The organism is Polyangiaceae bacterium (assembly GCA_015075635.1).
Lineage (GTDB): Bacteria > Myxococcota_A > Polyangia > Polyangiales > Polyangiaceae > JADJKB01.
Genome location: JABTUA010000002.1, coordinates 1635831 through 1651396 on the forward strand (window position 1 = coordinate 1635831; position 15566 = coordinate 1651396).

The window sequence follows — 15566 nt, forward strand, 5'->3', positions numbered from 1 at the left end:
CATGATGTAGTCAAGGTGGCGTGCTGACCGCGTGACGCCGGGCCGCGGACCACTCGAAGAGGTGCTTCCGGTAGCGCGCGACGCGCTCGGGCTGCTCGGCGGCGAGGTCGCGTTGCTCCCCGGGATCCGTCGTCAGATCGAAGAGGCGCGTCCGGTCGTGCTCGGTCTCGTGCACGGCTTTGTAGCGACCCTGGCGCAGGCCCAGGGTGAGCGGTCCGTGATCGGTGTAGAAGCGCGCGACGCCGGGCTCCGGATCGAGGAGCGAGCGGCCGCGGCGCAGGCCCATCAGCGCCAGCGTCGTCGCTCTGAGATCGGTGAGGCTCGCGACCTGCGGCGCGCGCACCCGCCCGAGGGTCAGGCCAGGCGCGGCGATGATGAACGGAACGCGCACGTTCTCTTCGTACAGGTGGAGCGTGTGGGCGAAGTTGCCCTCGTGCTGGCCAAAGGCCTCGCCGTGATCGCCGACGATCACGTAGAGCGTGTCCTGGTGGAGCCCGCGCGCTCGGAGTCCCTCGACCAGCTCGCCGAAGGCGGCGTCGCCCGCGAAGAGATCGTTCAGGTAGTGGTCCTTCTCCGTCTTGGCCGGGAACGGACGCGGCCCTTCGCCCGGAGAACGGTAGGGGTGGTGGCCGGAGATGGGCGAGTAGACGCCGAAGAAGCGCGCTCCCTGGGGCAGCTCGTCCACGAAGCGCAGCATCCGGCGCACCGTCGAGGCGTCGTCGGTGCCGAAGCTCGAGGCGTGTTTGCCGCCGATGGTCTCGGCGTCGAACAACGCGTCGAAGCCGCGCTCGTCCACGATCCCTTGCATGCCCAGGTAGCGGAAGCGGCCCGAATGGAAGAACGCGGTGCGGTAGCCGGCGCTGCGGAAAGACTGGGCGACGGAGGCGCAGGGGAGGCGCGAGGCGACGTAGTCTTTCGCGCTGCTCTGGGCCGCCGGCGCCTCCCCGCACAACATCGACCAGAGACCCTTGATGCTCTCGGGGTAGGCGCTGTAGGCGGCGTCGAACACCACGGCGTTCTCGCTCAGCCGCGTCAGGTTCGGCGTCGGATCGAGCTTGGCTCCGTAGGCGCCCAGGTACTCGGCGGCCGTGGACTCGAGGATGACCCAGACCACGTTGCGGCCACGGGCAGCGCCAGCCAGGTGCCCGAGATCCAGCGCCGGACCCTCCGGCGGGAGCTCCGCGACGCGTCCGCTGCGCGGAGGCGGCGCCAGCCGCGCGAAGCCCGTCGCGGCCAGCGCGACGGCGGCGTTGCGGTGCAGCCCGAGCGTCTCGACGCGGGCCGCCGCCGCGGGCCCGAAGAGCCCGAGCGCGAGCACGACGGAGAGCGCGAGCGTGACGCGCCGGCGCGAGGGCAGGGAGCGGTGCCGCGCAACGAAGATCGCGGCGCAGAGCACGAAGGCCATCGCCGTGAGGTTCGCCGCGGTGACGTAGGCGACGATCGAGTCGCTGAGCGCGCCGCCAGCGGCGCCGAGCATGGACACCGTGAGCGGCGTGGAGAAGACCCGCGCCACCGCCACGTTGAACGCCGCGTAGGCGAGCAGGCCCCAGACCACGACCCAGAGCGCACGCTCGAGGCGCGCGCGGGACAGCGCGAGATCGACGAGCGCGAAGCCGCCCACCAGGAGCGCGTCCTGGTGCAACAGGGCGAACGGCGCCGCCACGTCGAACAGCGGCCCTCCGCCTCCGTCGGCGATCCGCAGGGCGACCAGCGCGACCTTGGCCGCGCCGAGACCCACCGCGAGCGTCAGCGCCCGCTGCCAGGTGGCCGCTGGTAACCAGCGGGCTGGCTGGTTACCGGTAACTGCGACTTGGGCTGCTGCATCTCTCATGGGATTCTCGCTACTTCCGCTACTGGATCGCCCCCTGCTTACAAGGACCGTACCCTGCTTCAAATGACCCCCCTCGAGCACCCCCGTTACCTCCCCGGACCGGTGCTGGGCCAAGGCGCCCAGGCGCTCGTCCTCCGGGTGACGGATCGCGAGGCGCCGGCGCGCCCGCTGGTCGCCAAGCTGTGGCAGCCCGGGTTGTTCGACGCCGACCTGCTCGGCGGTGAGTTCGCGCTGCTCTCGCGCCTGCACGTGCCGGGGCTGGTGCGCGCGCACGATCTCGGGCGCGACGCCAGGACCGGTGCGCCATTCCTGGTCGAGGACTTCATCGACGGACCCGACGCGCGAAAGTGGCTCGATGCGGCGCCGAGCGAGCGGGCTCGGGCCGAGCGAGTCTCCCGGCTCCTGTGCGAGGTGACCGCGACGCTCGCCCTGCTGCACGAGAGCGGTTTTCTGCACGGCGACCTCAAGCCGGCCCACGTGCGCGTGCCGGAGGGTGGTCGCGCGACGCTGCTCGACCTGGGCGCCGCGGTGTCCCGAGCCCGCGCCGAGCTCGGACCGCTGGCGGTGACCCACGGCTACGCGGCGCCGGAGCTCCTGGGGGGCGCCGCGCCGAGCCCTAGGAGCGACCTGTATGCGCTCGGTGCGCTGGTCTTCTCGATCGCGACCGGACGCGCACCGGCGCCGACGTCGGTGCGCGAGCTCGCGCCTTGGCTGCCTCCCAGCGTGGGCGACGTCGTCGATCGGCTGCGGGCGCCGCACCCGGAGGACCGCCCGGACGATGCCCGGGAGGCGCTGGCCCTGCTCGGGCAGAGCCTGTCGTTCGCAGCGCCCCGCGCGGTGCGCTCGACCCGCGCGGCCGGCTCGGAGCGCTCGCCCCGCGAGCGTGAGCTCGCCGCGCTCGCGACGCTGTCGACCGGTGTGTCGTACCTGGCGGGACCGCCCGGCGTGGGCAAGAGCCACCTGCTCGGCGAGCTCGTGACCCGCGCGCTGCTCGGGGGGCGCGGCGCCCGGCTGCTGCGCTTTCCCCTGGAAGACCGCCAGCTCCTGCCACGGCTCACGGCCTGGCTGCGCGGCGACGAAGCGGCGCGACCGTTCGCGAGCGGGCCGTTGCTCTTGGCCTTGGACGAGCTCCACGCCGCGCCGCTCGAGCTGCGGGCCGCGCTCGAGGCCTTCCGCTGCCGTCCGCGCGATCCCGACGACGTCAGCGTGCTCGCCGCCGTGCGCAGCGCGCCCGCCGACGCGCCCGTCACCGAGCTGCCGGCGCTGGATCTCCGCGGCATGAACGAGCTGTGCCGCGAGCTCGGGGTCGATCCCGCACGCGCCGAGGAGCTGCTCGCCGCGAGCGAGGGCAACCCTGGCTTCGTCGTCGCACTGGTGGGCAAGGCTCCGCTGTCTCGGCCGGCGGTGCTGGAGCGGGCGCGGACGCTCTCGGCTCCGGCGGCGCGCGCGCTGGGCGCGCTGGCGGTGCTCGACGGCCACGCCGCCGAGGCGCTGCTCATCGGACTGCTCGGCGTGAGCGACGCGCGGCGCGCGTTCGCCGAGCTGTCCGTCGCGGGCCTCGCGCGGCGCAGCGTGAGCGCCAAGGACGTCACGCTGTCCCTCGCGCACGCCGAGATCCGCGGCGATCTGGCCGATGCCCTCGCCAGCTTCGAGGTGGTGGACGGCGTGGCGGACCTTCTGCTCTCGCGGAAGACGCTCGCTTCAGCGGGTCAGCTGCTCTCGCTCGCCGGCGCGCCATCACCTCCCACGCGACGCGCCGAGCTGCTCTCGCTCGCGGCCGAGGTCGCCCGCGCCGAGGGCCTGCGCTCCGAGGAGGCCACCGCGCTCTCGACGCTGGCGGCGGATCCGCGCCAGCGCACGGCGGAGGTGCTCGGGGCCCTCGATCGCGCGACGCGCGGCGGCGGCAGCGCGGGCCTGCACCCAGAGCTCCTGGACTGGCTCGATGCTGCGGCGAGCCGAGAGCCGTCCCTCGCCGTGCTGGCGCTGCGCCGTCGTGCGGAGCAGCAGGCGCGGGCGGGCGAGCAGGAGGCAGCCCGCGCGCTGGCGGAGCAGGCCGTGGCTCGTGCGGGCGACGACCCGGGCCAGCGCGCGCTCGCGCTCTCCACGCTGGCGTCGGCCGCGTTGTATCGGGCCGACTGGAACGAGGCGGAGCGCGCGCTCACCCTTGCTGGCGAGGCCCTGGCGCGCAATCGGGTGGACGACGCCGAGGAGCTGGCGCGGCTCGACCACAACCGCGGCGTGGTCGCGCTCTACCGCGGGCGGCTCGAGGAGGCGCGCGCGGCCTTCGAGGCGTCCCTCGGAGCCAAGCGAGCGCTGGGCGACCGCGGCGGGACCTGGGCGTGTCTGCTCAACCTGGGCCTCGCGCTGGGCCAGCTCGGTCGGTATTCCGAAGCGGAGGCGGCCCTCGGCGAAGGCGTCGCCACCTGCCGCGCGCTCGGGCAGCTCTCCGGCGCGGGCTGGTGCCTGGCTGCGCTCGCCGACGTCTCGCTCAGACGCGGTGACGCCCGGGCCGCGGAGCGCTCCATCGCCGAGGCCGAGCACCTGGGCGACGTCGTGCCGAAGCCAGTCCACGCCGATCTCGCGCTGTTGCGCGCCGAGCTGGCGCTGCTCGAAGGCGACGGGGCGGAGGCGCTGGCGCACGTCGCCCGCGTGGACTCCGAGCTCGCGAGCCACGACGCGCTGCTCGCGACCCGCTCGCTGACGCTCGAGGCGCGGGCTCATCTGTGTACGCTCCCGGCAGACCGCAGGCTGGCCGCGCGCACGGCCGTCGCCGCGGTGCGCCGGGCACGGGCCGCGGGCCTGCCCGAGCCAGAGGCCCGCGCTCTCGCCGTGCTCGGCGAAGCGCGCCGGCGCTTCGCCTCTGCGGCGCCTCCCGGCTACGCTACCGACGCGAGCATGCCCGACGCCGATCAGCTCTGGAGTTTCCTGGCCACCGCCTCGGCGAGCGCGGACCGGGAGGCGGCGGCGCTGGCGCTCTGCCGCTGGGTGGTCGAGGCGAGCGGCGCCGAGCGGGTCTTCGTCCTCGCGCTCGACCCCGCGGGGCGGATCGCGGCGGGGTTCGGCGTGGACATCGACGGGCTCGCCATCGCCGACGCCGCCGAGCGCGTGCCGAGCGATGCGCGGGAGAGCGCGCTCCGCGCGGGCGGCGTCGCGCACCACCCCACCTTGGCGACCCGCGGCGGACGCGGCTCGCGGCTGTCGGCGCTGGGACCGGAGACTCCCTCGGGCGAGCGCGCGCTGCTCTTGCTCGAGCATCGCTTCGTGCCCAACGCCTTCGAGCGACTGGACCGCGAAGCGGTCGAGCGCTGGGCCATTTGCGCTGGCCTCTGCCTGGCGCTCGGGCGAACGCCGCCGAGCGCGCCGAGCGCCGCCGAGCCGAGCGCGCCGAGCTTGCTCGCCTTGCCGAGCCACGAGCCGAGCACGGTGCTGCCGGGCCGCGGGCGTCGCCACGCCTTCCCCAGCATCGTCGGCCAGAGCCCCGGCATCGAACGCGCGCTCGCGCGCCTGGACACCGCCGTGGACAGCGAGCTGCCGGTCTTGATCACCGGCGAGACCGGCGTCGGCAAGGAGCTCTTCGCCCGCGCGCTGCACGACTTCGGTCCGCGCGCCCGGGCGCCGTTCGTGGCCATCAACTGCGGCGCCGTACCGGACTCGTTGTTCGAAGCGGAGCTCTTCGGCCACGCGCGCGGTAGCTTCACGGGCGCGGATCGTGCTCGCGCCGGCCTGATCGCGAGGGCGGAGGGCGGCACGTTGTTCCTCGACGAGATCGGCGAGCTGCCGCCGATGCGACAGGCCACGCTGCTGCGCGTGCTGGCGGAGAAGCACTACCGCCCCGTCGGCAGCGACGAAGAGAAGCCGTTCGACGTGCGCATCGTGGCGGCGACCAACAAGAACCTGGAGCGCGAGGTCGAGCTCGGGAGCTTCCGCCGCGATCTGCTGTATCGCCTCAACGTGCTCGAGGTGCGCGTACCGCCGCTGCGCGAGCGACCCGAGGACATCTTGCTCATCGCCGAGCGCGTGCTCGCGGCGGCGGGCGCCAAGAGCGAGATCTCTCCGCGCGCGGCCCGCGCTCTCACGGCGCACCGCTGGCCGGGCAACGTGCGGGAGCTCGAGCACCAGCTGCAGCGCGTGGCCGCCCTCGGCGTGTCGCGCATCGAGCTCGAGCACCTGTCGCGGGAGGTGCGCGCGGCGTTCAAGGACGCGCCGGTCCTCCGGGTGGCCAAGAAGGCGGAAGGCCCCGAGGCCGAGCGGGACGAGGTGCGTGAAGCCCTGGCCGCCGAACAGGGAAACATCACGAGGGCGGCCGAGCGCTTGCGCCTGACGCGCCAGGGCCTCAAGAAGAAGATGGTTCGGCTGGGGCTCCGCGAGCCCAAGGCCTCGGGTGGGTGACATGTTGCGCTTGGCCCTTTCACTCTGCGCGCTCCTGGCGCTCTCGTGCGGCTCGGATGAGGCGTCGCAAGCCGGCACGGGCGGCACTTCGAGCGGAGGCGCGGCCGGCAGCGGCGGCGCAGCCGGTGCCGGCGCGAGCGGCGGCGCGAGCGGCGGAGGTCCGAGCGGCGGCAGCGGTGGAACCTCCTCCGGCGGGAGCGGTGGCGCGCCCGATTGCCTGGCCAACGCGCAGGGAGTGGAGGTGGCTCAGGTCGATCTCGACGGCTTCCCGTCGTACTCGGTGGACGGCTGCCGGCTCGCGTACGTGTCGGCCAGCGACCAGCGCCTGTGGCTCCGCGATCTGGCCACCGGCAACGAGACCGCGATCGCGGAGGCCGCGGAGAGCCCGCGCCGTCCGAGCCTCTCCGGCGACGTCTTGTGCTGGGAAGCGGACGTCGGCGGCAAAGGCGCGGTGCGCGTACGCCACGGCGGAAAGACCTCGACGTTGAGCGGCAGCTTCGACCACGCCGGCGAGCCTCGCGCGACGACGGACGCGGTGGTCTTCACCGGCTGGCTCGGCGCGACCGCGGACTCCGACACGGACGTGTTCCTGTACACGCCAGCTGACCAGGCCGTGAAGCTCGTGGCTGGAGGCAAGGGCCAGCAGCGCTTCGCCGACGTGTCGGCGAGCCACGTCGCGGTCAGCGACTTCTCGGAGGACCCGAGCGGCGTCTACGCCGGAGACGGCACCACGCAGGCGGACATCATCGTGATCGAGCGCGCCACCGGGACCACGACTCCGAAGCAGGCGCCCGGCAAGCAAGCGTTCCCCATGCTCGGCTCGAGCGGCACGCTGGCCTACCTGGAGTGGATCACCGTGCACCCGGTCCCGAAGCTCCAGGAGTACTCCATCGTGGCGGTGCCGATGACCACGCTCACTTCGCCGGGCCTGAAGCTCGCGGACGTGCAGTCGGAGGTGGCCGTGCGTCCAACCGCGAGCGCGGGCGTCGCCGAGTGGGTGGTGCGTTGGGGCGGGCAGAGCTCGCTCTGGCGCGCGGCGCTCGACGGCGCGACGCCCCCGGCCGAGCAGAGCCTCGGGAGCCTGGCGGTGCTCCACGCACCGAGCGCGTCGAGCAGCATGACGGTGCTCGCCGTGGAGAAGACCGCGGGAAGCGCGCCCGCTCTGCTCGCGATTCCGCGCTGACGATTTTCGATATACTGGCTCGCGATGAGCCGCCTCGACGCCAAGGAACCGCACTCGGGGCACGTCATCGCCGGGCGCTACGAGCTCGGCTCGATCATCGGCCGCGGCGGTCACGGGCTGGTGTGGAAGGCGCGGGACCGCGACACCGGCCGGCTGGTCGCGGTGAAGATGCTGACCGACGTCGCGGCGAAGGATCCGCAACAGGTCGAGCGCTTGAGGCGCGAGCAGCTCGCGCTGGTGAAGCTCGCGGGGACCTCCGCGGTCGAGCTCATCGACCTGTGCCGCTCGAGCACCGGCAAGCTGTGCCTGGTCATGGAGCTGCTCGAGGGCGTGGACCTCGAGGCCCACCTCGAGGCGCTCGAGCAGCGTGGCCAGCGCATCTCCGTCCCAACCTTGCTCGCCGTGCTGGAGCCCGTGGTCACGACGCTGGAGCGAGCCCACGAGCAGGGCATCATCCACCGCGACCTGAAGCCCGCCAACGTGTTCATGCTGGCGGAGAAGGCCGGCGGCGGCGTGCGCGTGCTGGACTTCGGCCTCGCGCGGCTGCGCTCGCAAATGCCGCTCACCGCCGCCGGGACCATCGTGGGCTCACCCAGCTACATCGCGCCGGAGGCCTGGAAGGGTCGCTCCGAAGGCCTCGATCAGCGGGTGGACGTCTACTCGTTCGGAGTCCTGGTGTTCCGCGCGCTCTCCGCCCAGTTCCCCTTCCCCGGCACGTCGCTCCAAGACAAGTTCAAGGCGGCGACCAGCGCCGAGCGCCCGCGGCTCTCCCCGCTCCGGCCGGACGTGCCGCGGGAGGTGGACGACTGGGTGCAGCAGGTCCTCGCCATCGATCCGGATCTGCGCTTCCGCACGCTGCGCGGGGCCTGGAACGCGCTCCTGGCTGCCCTCGGCAACCCCGCGCTGGCCAGCGCGCTGGTCACCGCCGAGGATCTCGCGAGCGCGGCCGCGGCGAGCGCACCCCTGGAGGCGCCACCCGCGCGTGCGCCCGCGCCCCGCATCAAGACGCCGGTGATGTCGCCGCTCCCGCTGCCCGAGCGCTCCGAACCGAGCATCGAGCTGCCGATGTCCGGCGCGCTGCCGGCGCTGAAGAGCGTGTTCAAGCGCGCGGCGGGCGTCGTCGCGCGGGTCGCGGACGCGGTGACTGGAGGCGAGCGCAAGCGCACCCCGCTGCCGTTCGTGCCCGCCCCGACGCCGCTCGACGACGCGCCCCCGCCCTCGCGTGCCGGACCCGTCTCGGTCTCGCCGGTGATGGCGATCGGCAAGCGCGCCCGCGAAGGCAAGTCGATGGTGCGCGAGTGGCTCGCGGGCAGCGACTTCGACGTGGCACCACCCGCCGAACCCGAGTCGAGCGACGTCGTGGCCTGGCTCGGCGGCGACGCTGCACCCGCGACGCGCGAGCACACGCTGCCGATGGCGGTGAGCGCCCCGGTCGATTTGCCCGCCGAGCGTCCCAAGCCGGTGAAGAGGGCCGAGCCGAAGCCCCGCGCCAAGCTGGAGAAGAAGCCGGCCGCCAGGAACAAGGCCGCTCCCAAGCGGAAGGCGGCCCCCAAGAAGCAGGCCGCCCGGAAGAAGCGCTCGCGCAAGAAGAAGGCGTGAGAACTCACCAGGGCTCGTGGCAGTCGCCCCAGACCTTGCTGGACGCGATGACACCCTTGGTGTCGATGGGGCCGGTCTTGAACGCGAGCGAGCCGCCCGTGGGCCACTGGTTCTTGACCTCCCACTCGGTGAGCCCGCTGCGGGTGTCCACGATCTTGCCACTCCGGTCGTAGAGCGCGATCACCGCCTGCGGGTTGATGCAGGGCTTGCCGGCGTTCTTCACGTTGCCGCTGAAGCGCCAGTACTCCGTCTTGCCGATGGTCTCCTTGTCGATCTTCACGTCGGAGGCGCTGGCATCGTAGCTCGAGTCGCTGGGGAAGGCCTTGGGCTCGAGCTTGTGAGAGGCATAGGGGCGCGCCAGCTTCTTGATGTCGCGGATGTAGTGGAAGGGCGTGACCTCGCCGGGCGGCACGTTGTGGCGCATGCCGAGCGCGCTCTCGCCGAAGCCCTCCGCGGCCGCGATCGAGTCCACGCCGATCGGCTTGCCCTCGGCGTCGAACAGCAGCACGGAGACCTTCGCCGACTCGATCCACTTCGGCGTGTCGTTGCGGATCAGGCCGACGATGTGCAGGAAGCCGGTGTCCTCCACCTCGGCGCGCCCCTCGATCACGGTGAGCGCCAGTGTGCCGCCCTTGGCGGTCGAGGACGCGGGCACCGCGGCCCCGGCCGCGCGCTCGGCCGACTTGGTCTTCGGATCGGTGGTCTCGGTGCCGGCGGGATCCGTCTTCGTCGCCGAGCCTCCCTTGCAGGCGAGCAGGGCGCAGAAGAGCGGGACGGTCATGAAGATCGAGGTGCGGGTCATGCTTCGGGGTCTCCTTGGCCCACCGGGAGAGCAAGCCCCGGACCAGGCAGGATTCCGCTAGAAATCTGGGGGCAAACGCCGAAGCTGCACGAACCGGTCGAGCAGATTCGGCGTAGCCTCGTGCCATCGTCGCGCGACGCGGCTAGACCGGCCGGGTGAAGAAGGTCGTCGTTCACCGCCCCGGCTCCTACGAGCGCCTCGTGCTCGAGGATCACCCCGACCTCGAGCCCGGGCCGGGACAGGTGCTGCTCGAGGTGGACGCGACCGGCGTCAACTACGCCGACTGCATCGTGCGCATGGGCCTTTACTCGTCGGCGCGCAAATACGTGGGCTGGCCGATCACGCCGGGCTTCGAGGTCGCCGGCCGCGTGGCGCGACTGGGTGCTGGCGTCTCGGAGCCGGCCGTCGGCAGTCAGGTGATCGGCGTGACCCGCTTCGACGGTTACGCGACCCAGGTGGTGCTGCCGCAGCACCAGGTGTTCCCGCGACCCGCCGGCGTGGACGCGGCGCACGCCGCCGGCTTCCCCGGCGTGTTCCTGACGGCGCACTTCGCGTTGATCGAGCTGTGCCGGCTCCGGCCGGGCATGAAGGTGCTGGTGCACTCGGCAGCTGGCGGTGTGGGGGGCGCGCTGACCCAGATCGCCAAGCTCCACGGCTGCGACGTCATCGGCGTGGTCGGCAGCTCGCACAAGCGCGACGCGGCGCGAGCTCACGGCGCCAGCGAGGTCATCGACAAGAGCACCGAGGATCTCTGGGCCCGGGCCGAGCGCCTTGCGCCCGAAGGCTACGACGTGGTCCTGGACGCCAACGGCGTGGAGACCCTCGGGGAGAGCTTCCGCCACGTGCGTCCGGCAGGGCGTCTGGTGATTTACGGCTTCCACACCATGATGCCGAAGAGCGGCGGGAAGCCGAGCTACGGCAAGCTGGCGGTGGACTGGCTGCGCACCCCGCGCTTCAACCCGCTCGACCTGACCGAGCAGAACAAGAGCGTGATGGCGTTCAACCTCTCGTACCTGTTCGACCGGCCCGAGCTCTTGACCGAGGGCATGCGCGACCTGATCTCCTGGCTCGAGGCGGGGAAGATCCACCCGCACGCCGTGCGCACCTTCCCGCTCTCCGAGGTGCGGAAGGCGCACGAGCTGATCGAGTCGGGGACCACCGTGGGCAAGCTGGTGCTTCTCCCCGAGCGCTGAGCGTGCTTGGCTCCGCCGCCATGAAGCAGGTGGCTCGGGTGTTTCTCTTGGCGTGCGTGCTCAGCGCGTGCGGCAGCGACGACGGCGGCGCGCAGGCCAGCGGCGGCGCGGGGGGTAGCGCCGGGGATGCCGGGCTCGGCGGGACTGGCGGTGACGCCGCCAGCGACGCCCCGGCGGGCGACAGCAGCGTGGCCAAGCCTGAGCCCGCCGACATCGGCTTCCAGGCGGCGAGCCCCGTTCCCAGCGGCGAGCAGCTCCTGTTCAACGACTGGAACGCGCAGCCCAACACCGTGTCGTCGATCAAGCCGGACGGCTCCTCCGAGACGAAGCTCTTCGAGGCGTACCGCGTGTGGTCGATGGGCGTGACCAAGGACGTCTCCAAGATCGCCTTCGCCTGCGGCGATCCGCTGCAGAAGGAGCACTACGGCGTCGAGATCGGCGACGCCATCCAGCACACCTGGGTGTTCGACGTGGCCGCGCAGAGCGCGTCGGTGTTGGCCTGGGGCAACATCAACGACGAGTGCCACGACTGGAACGACAAGAACGACTCCATGGTCGTGTGCCGGCGGCGCGATTTCGACGCCAGCGGCGGCAACAAGACCTATCGGATCGGCCGACTCGCCACGAGCGGCGCCTTCGAGTGGCTGGGCCTGGGCGAGGATGCGACGCCGACCACGATGGAGCTCCACCCCCAGGTCACCTCGGACGAGAGCACGCTCTACTACACGCTGATCCAGATCAGCGGCGGCAAGCAGGCGCGCAGCATCATGAAGAAGACGCTGCCGGGCGGAGCGCCGGAGCTCGTGCGCGCCAGCGCGTCCAGCGGCGTCCTCTCCCCCGACGGCACGCGGCTCCTGTTCGCCGACACGACGCAGCAGAGCGCGCTCTTCAGCATGAAGCTCGACGGCTCGGACGTGGTCAAGGTGGCGACGCGCAACGGCACCAGCGCGGTGTGGTCGCCGGACGGCAACAAGGTCGCCTACCTCTGGGGCGAGACCATGGGCTGCAGCCACATCGAGGTGGTGTCGGCGGACGGCTCGCAGGCGGACGCGCCGCTGCGCATCCGTGACTGCGGCAGCTCGTTCGTGACCGAGCTCGCGTGGGTCGTGCGACCCTGAAGCGCGCGTGCTAGTCTGACGCCATGCGGCTCGGTGGGGCACTTCCGTGGCTCGTGCTCGCGTGGCTCGCTGCCGCGGGCTGCGGGCTCAGCGAAGAGGGCGGCGCCAGCGGCACCGGCGGCGCAGGTGGCGGTGGCGCTGGGACGGGCGGCGCCAGCGGCGGCAGCGGTGGCGGTGCGACGGGCGGCAGCGGCGGCACAACGGGCGGAACAGGCGGCGCGACCGGGGGCGTAGCGGGCACCGGGGGCGCAGCGGGCAGCAGTGGAGCCGGCGGCGCGAGCGGAGGCGCCGCGGGTACGGGTGGCGCGACCGGGGGCAGCGCAGGCACCACCGGCACCGGTGGAACCGGCGGCGCGACCGGTGGAACCGGCGGCGCCACTGGCGGAACCGGCGGCGCGACCGGCGGCACTGGCGGTGCGACCGGCGGCAGCGGCGGCGCGACTGGCGGCACTGGCGGCGCGACCGGCGGAACCGGCGGCGCGACCGGCGGAACCGGCGGCGCCTCCACGCTCTGCCCGCCTGCGCAGCCGAGCGGAGCTTGCACGGCCTCCGGGCAGAACTGCGTCTACGGCGGCAACCAGTGCACGTGTTACGGGGGAAGCTGGCACTGCAACTCGTGTCCGGGCTCTCAGCCGAGCGGGTACTGCAGCGGCAACAGCGGGGCGCTGTGCAAGTACGGCGGCGCGACCTGCGCGTGCGGCGCCGTCGCGGGAACCCCGGACTGGGAGTGCATCACCTGCCCGACCAACAAGCCCGCCAATTACTCGGGCTGCGGCGTGCACCAGATGGTCTGTGTCTACGGCGCGTCGTACTGCAAGTGCAACTGGCCGAATTGGAACTGCACCTGAGCGAGAAGCTCAAGCCCTGAGCTTCTTGTACTTGATGCGGTGGGGCTGGTCGGCGTCTACGCCGAGCCGGCGCTTCCGGTCCTCTTCGTAGGCCTGGTAGTTGCCCTCGAACCACTCCACGTGGCTGTCGCCCTCGAAGGCCAGGATGTGCGTGGCGATGCGGTCGAGAAACCAGCGATCGTGGCTGATGACCACGGCGCAGCCCGGGAACTCGAGCAGCGCTTCCTCGAGCGCGCGCAGCGTGTCCACGTCCAAGTCGTTGGTGGGCTCGTCGAGCAGGAGAAGGTTGCCGCCCTCTCTCAGCAGCTTGGCCAGGTGCACGCGGTTGCGCTCACCGCCGGAGAGGCTGCCGACCAGCTTCTGCTGATCGCTGCCCTTGAAGCCGAACCAGGAGCAGTAAGCGCGGGACGCGACCTCGCGCTTGCCGAGCTCGATCTTGTCCTCGCCCTTGCTGATCTCCTGCCACACGTTGTTGCCCCCGCCCAGCGACTCGCGGCTCTGATCGACGTAAGCGATCTTCACGGTCTCCCCGACCCGGAGCGCGCCATCCTCCGGCTTCTCTTGGCCCACCAGCATGCGGAACAGAGTGGTTTTGCCAGCGCCGTTCGGGCCGATGACCCCGACGATGCCGCTCCGCGGCAGCCGGAAGGTGAGGTCGTCGATCAGGAGCTTGTCGCCGAAGCCCTTCGACAGGTGGTCGGCCTCGATCACCACCTCGCCTAGGCGGGGGCCCGGCGGAATGCTGATCTCGGCGGGATCGGCCGAGCCCTTGGCGCTCTGGTTCATCAGCTCCTCGTAGGCGGCCAGGCGCGCCTTGCTCTTGGCCTGACGCGCGCGGGGTGACGCGCGCACCCAGTCGAGCTCCTGCTTCAGCTTGCGCTGGCGCGCGCTCTCGCCCTTCTCCTCCTGGGCCAAGCGCGCGCTCTTCTGCTCCAGCCAGCCGGAGTAGTTGCCCTTGAACGGGTAGCCGCGCCCGCGATCCATCTCCAGGATCCACTCCGCGACGTCGTCCAGGAAGTAGCGGTCGTGGGTCACGGCGACCACGGTGCCCTTGAACTCCTTCAAGAAGCGCTCGAGCCAGGCCACGCTGGAGGCGTCCAGGTGGTTGGTGGGCTCGTCGAGCAGGAGCATGTCCGGCGCGGAGAGCAGCACGCGGCAGAGCGCGACGCGGCGCTTCTCGCCACCCGAGAGGTTCTTGATCTCAGCGTCTGCCGGCGGCAGCTCCAGCGCTTCCATCGCCACGTCCACGTGCTGGTCGATGTTCCAGGCGTCGCTGGCGTCGATGCGGTCCTGGAGCGCGCCCTGCTTCTCGAGCAGCTTGTTCATCTCGTCGTCGCTCATCGGCTCGCCGAGCTTCATGCTGAGCTCCTCGAACTCCGTGAGCAGCCCGCGGACCTCCTTCACGCCCTCGTCCACGGCCTCGCGCACCGTCTTGGCGTCGCCGAGCTCCGGTTCCTGAGCGAAGTAGCCGACCTTGATCCCGGGGTGCGGCTTGGCCTCGCCGTAGATGTCCTTGTCCACGCCGGCCATGATCCGGAGCAGCGAGCTCTTGCCCGAGCCGTTCGCGCCGATCACGCCGATCTTGGCGCCGGGCAGGAACGCCAAGGTGATGTTCTCGAGGACCTTCTTGTCGGGGGGGTGGACCTTGGTGACCCCCTGCATGGTGAAGATGAAATCCATGGGGGCGCGTGTTTAGCGCGACCCGCGGGCGCCGGGTAGGGGCGCACGCGGGCGGGGCTCCGGCCGACTCACGGCCATGCTGACCTTGCCGCTACCGCCGCCGTGAAGCGTCATGGACTCGCCGGTCGGAGCCTTGACCGAAGAGGGTCTTTGCAATACAAATGTATTACATGAGCACCCGCACGGTTCGATTGGACGAAGAGTCCGAGCGGCTCCTGGAAGCCGTGCGCCGGGCGAAGGGCCTCTCCGTGTCGGACGCTCTGAAACGTGGGCTCTTGGCGCTACGCGAGGCGATGGAGGCGGAGGGACCGTCCGCGACCCCGTACGACGTCTACAAGTCGATCGAGCTCGGGCAGGGTGGCTGGGCTCGAGGTAGCGCGCGCCGGGCCAAGGCGGAGGTCGCTCGCTCGATCCGCGCGAAGGCCCGCCGGTGATCTTGGTCGACACGGGCCCGCTCGTGGCGCTCTTCGAGCCAAAGGACGAGGATCACGCGATCACGGAGCGCACGCTCGCAGAGCTGAAGAGCCCACTGGTCACGACCGTGGCCGTCTTGACGGAGGCCTTCCATCTGCTCGATCCCGCGAGCCGTGGGTCGGACGCCCTGCGGGAGTTCATCGGCGCGCGAGGGCTCGGTATTTGGTTCATGGACTCGGTCCGCCTCGCCCGTGCGTTCGAGCTGATGCAGAAGTACGCCGACCGACCGATGGACCTCGCGGACGCTTCGCTCGTGGCGGCCGCCGAAACGCTGCGGACAACCCAGGTATTCACTTTGGACCGCAACGACTTCAGCACCTATCGGGCCCGGATCGGGCGCACTTGGAAGCGCTTCGACGTGCTCGACCCCGCGGCGCGCTCGTCCTCGCGAGCGCGCTGAGGTGGGCGCGCTACCGTCGTTCAATCGCTCGCGTGTCGGGGCGCGTGTC

General features: G+C 71.9%; 10 protein-coding genes and 1 pseudogene. 8 read left to right on the forward strand and 3 right to left on the reverse strand.

Annotated elements, in window-relative coordinates:
• Nucleotides 1-10: 10 nt before the first annotated feature.
• Nucleotides 11-1831, reverse strand: a complete 1821-nt coding sequence (locus HS104_23630; protein MBE7482952.1) for a sulfatase-like hydrolase/transferase — start codon at nucleotides 1829-1831, stop codon at nucleotides 11-13.
• A 63-nt stretch (nucleotides 1832-1894) separates the two neighbouring features.
• Here HS104_23630 and HS104_23635 point away from each other — a divergent pair, with 63 nt between their 5' ends.
• Genes HS104_23635 through HS104_23645 form a run of 3 tightly spaced genes read left to right on the forward strand, consistent with a single transcriptional unit; the run spans nucleotide 1895 to nucleotide 9002 of the window.
• A complete protein-coding gene (locus HS104_23635; GenBank protein ID MBE7482953.1) occupies nucleotides 1895-6220 on the forward strand; it encodes a sigma 54-interacting transcriptional regulator in 4326 nt (1441 codons plus the stop codon).
• Between the two features lies 1 nt (nucleotide 6221).
• Nucleotides 6222-7403, forward strand: coding sequence for a hypothetical protein (locus HS104_23640; protein ID MBE7482954.1), 1182 nt, complete (start codon nucleotides 6222-6224; stop codon nucleotides 7401-7403).
• Between the two features lie 24 nt (nucleotides 7404-7427).
• Nucleotides 7428-9002, forward strand: coding sequence for a protein kinase (locus tag HS104_23645; protein MBE7482955.1), 1575 nt, complete (start codon nucleotides 7428-7430; stop codon nucleotides 9000-9002).
• Nucleotides 9003-9006: 4 nt separating this feature from the next.
• Here HS104_23645 and HS104_23650 read toward each other — a convergent pair whose 3' ends face one another.
• Nucleotides 9007-9804 (reverse strand): hypothetical protein, encoded by a 798-nt coding sequence (locus HS104_23650; protein MBE7482956.1) that lies wholly within the window; start codon nucleotides 9802-9804, stop codon nucleotides 9007-9009.
• A gap of 155 nt (nucleotides 9805-9959) precedes the next feature.
• Here HS104_23650 and HS104_23655 point away from each other — a divergent pair, with 155 nt between their 5' ends.
• The 3 genes and pseudogenes from HS104_23655 (at nucleotide 9960) to HS104_23665 (ending at nucleotide 12597) form a co-directional block, all read left to right on the forward strand.
• Nucleotides 9960-10997: a zinc-binding dehydrogenase gene (locus HS104_23655; protein ID MBE7482957.1), complete on the forward strand. Its 1038-nt coding sequence runs from the start codon at nucleotides 9960-9962 to the stop codon at nucleotides 10995-10997.
• A gap of 20 nt (nucleotides 10998-11017) precedes the next feature.
• Nucleotides 11018-12115 carry a PD40 domain-containing protein gene (locus tag HS104_23660; GenBank protein MBE7482958.1) on the forward strand — a complete coding sequence of 366 codons (1098 nt, stop codon included), beginning with the start codon at nucleotides 11018-11020 and terminating at the stop codon, nucleotides 12113-12115.
• Nucleotides 12116-12213: 98 nt separating this feature from the next.
• Nucleotides 12214-12597 (forward strand): annotated as a pseudogene (locus tag HS104_23665) (hypothetical protein).
• A gap of 375 nt (nucleotides 12598-12972) precedes the next feature.
• On the opposite strand, the gene ettA reads toward HS104_23665, so the two are convergent.
• Complete coding sequence (gene ettA / locus HS104_23670) at nucleotides 12973-14643, reverse strand: energy-dependent translational throttle protein EttA (protein ID MBE7482959.1); 1671 nt, start codon at nucleotides 14641-14643, stop codon at nucleotides 12973-12975.
• A 170-nt stretch (nucleotides 14644-14813) separates the two neighbouring features.
• Between ettA and HS104_23675 the strand changes: the two genes are divergently transcribed.
• On the forward strand, nucleotides 14814-15077 hold the full coding sequence (locus HS104_23675; protein ID MBE7482960.1) for a hypothetical protein: 264 nt from the start codon (nucleotides 14814-14816) through the stop codon (nucleotides 15075-15077).
• Nucleotides 15074-15517: a PIN domain-containing protein gene (locus HS104_23680; GenBank protein MBE7482961.1), complete on the forward strand. Its 444-nt coding sequence runs from the start codon at nucleotides 15074-15076 to the stop codon at nucleotides 15515-15517. Before HS104_23675 ends, HS104_23680 begins: the two co-directional genes overlap by 4 nt.
• Nucleotides 15518-15566: the final 49 nt, after the last annotated feature.

Bases quoted from the DNA above. Each gene is read 5' to 3' on its own strand.
- HS104_23640 (MBE7482954.1), top strand. From the start codon at position 6,222: ATGTTGCGCTTGGCCCTTTCACTCTGCGCGCTCCTGGCGCTCTCGTGC.
- HS104_23650 (MBE7482956.1), bottom strand. From the start codon at position 9,804: ATGACCCGCACCTCGATCTTCATGACCGTCCCGCTCTTCTGCGCCCTG.
- HS104_23660 (MBE7482958.1), top strand. From the start codon at position 11,018: ATGAAGCAGGTGGCTCGGGTGTTTCTCTTGGCGTGCGTGCTCAGCGCG.
- ettA (MBE7482959.1), bottom strand. From the start codon at position 14,643: ATGGATTTCATCTTCACCATGCAGGGGGTCACCAAGGTCCACCCCCCC.
- HS104_23675 (MBE7482960.1), top strand. From the start codon at position 14,814: ATGAGCACCCGCACGGTTCGATTGGACGAAGAGTCCGAGCGGCTCCTG.
- HS104_23635 (MBE7482953.1), top strand. From the start codon at position 1,895: ATGACCCCCCTCGAGCACCCCCGTTACCTCCCCGGACCGGTGCTGGGC.
- HS104_23645 (MBE7482955.1), top strand. From the start codon at position 7,428: ATGAGCCGCCTCGACGCCAAGGAACCGCACTCGGGGCACGTCATCGCC.
- HS104_23630 (MBE7482952.1), bottom strand. From the start codon at position 1,831: ATGAGAGATGCAGCAGCCCAAGTCGCAGTTACCGGTAACCAGCCAGCC.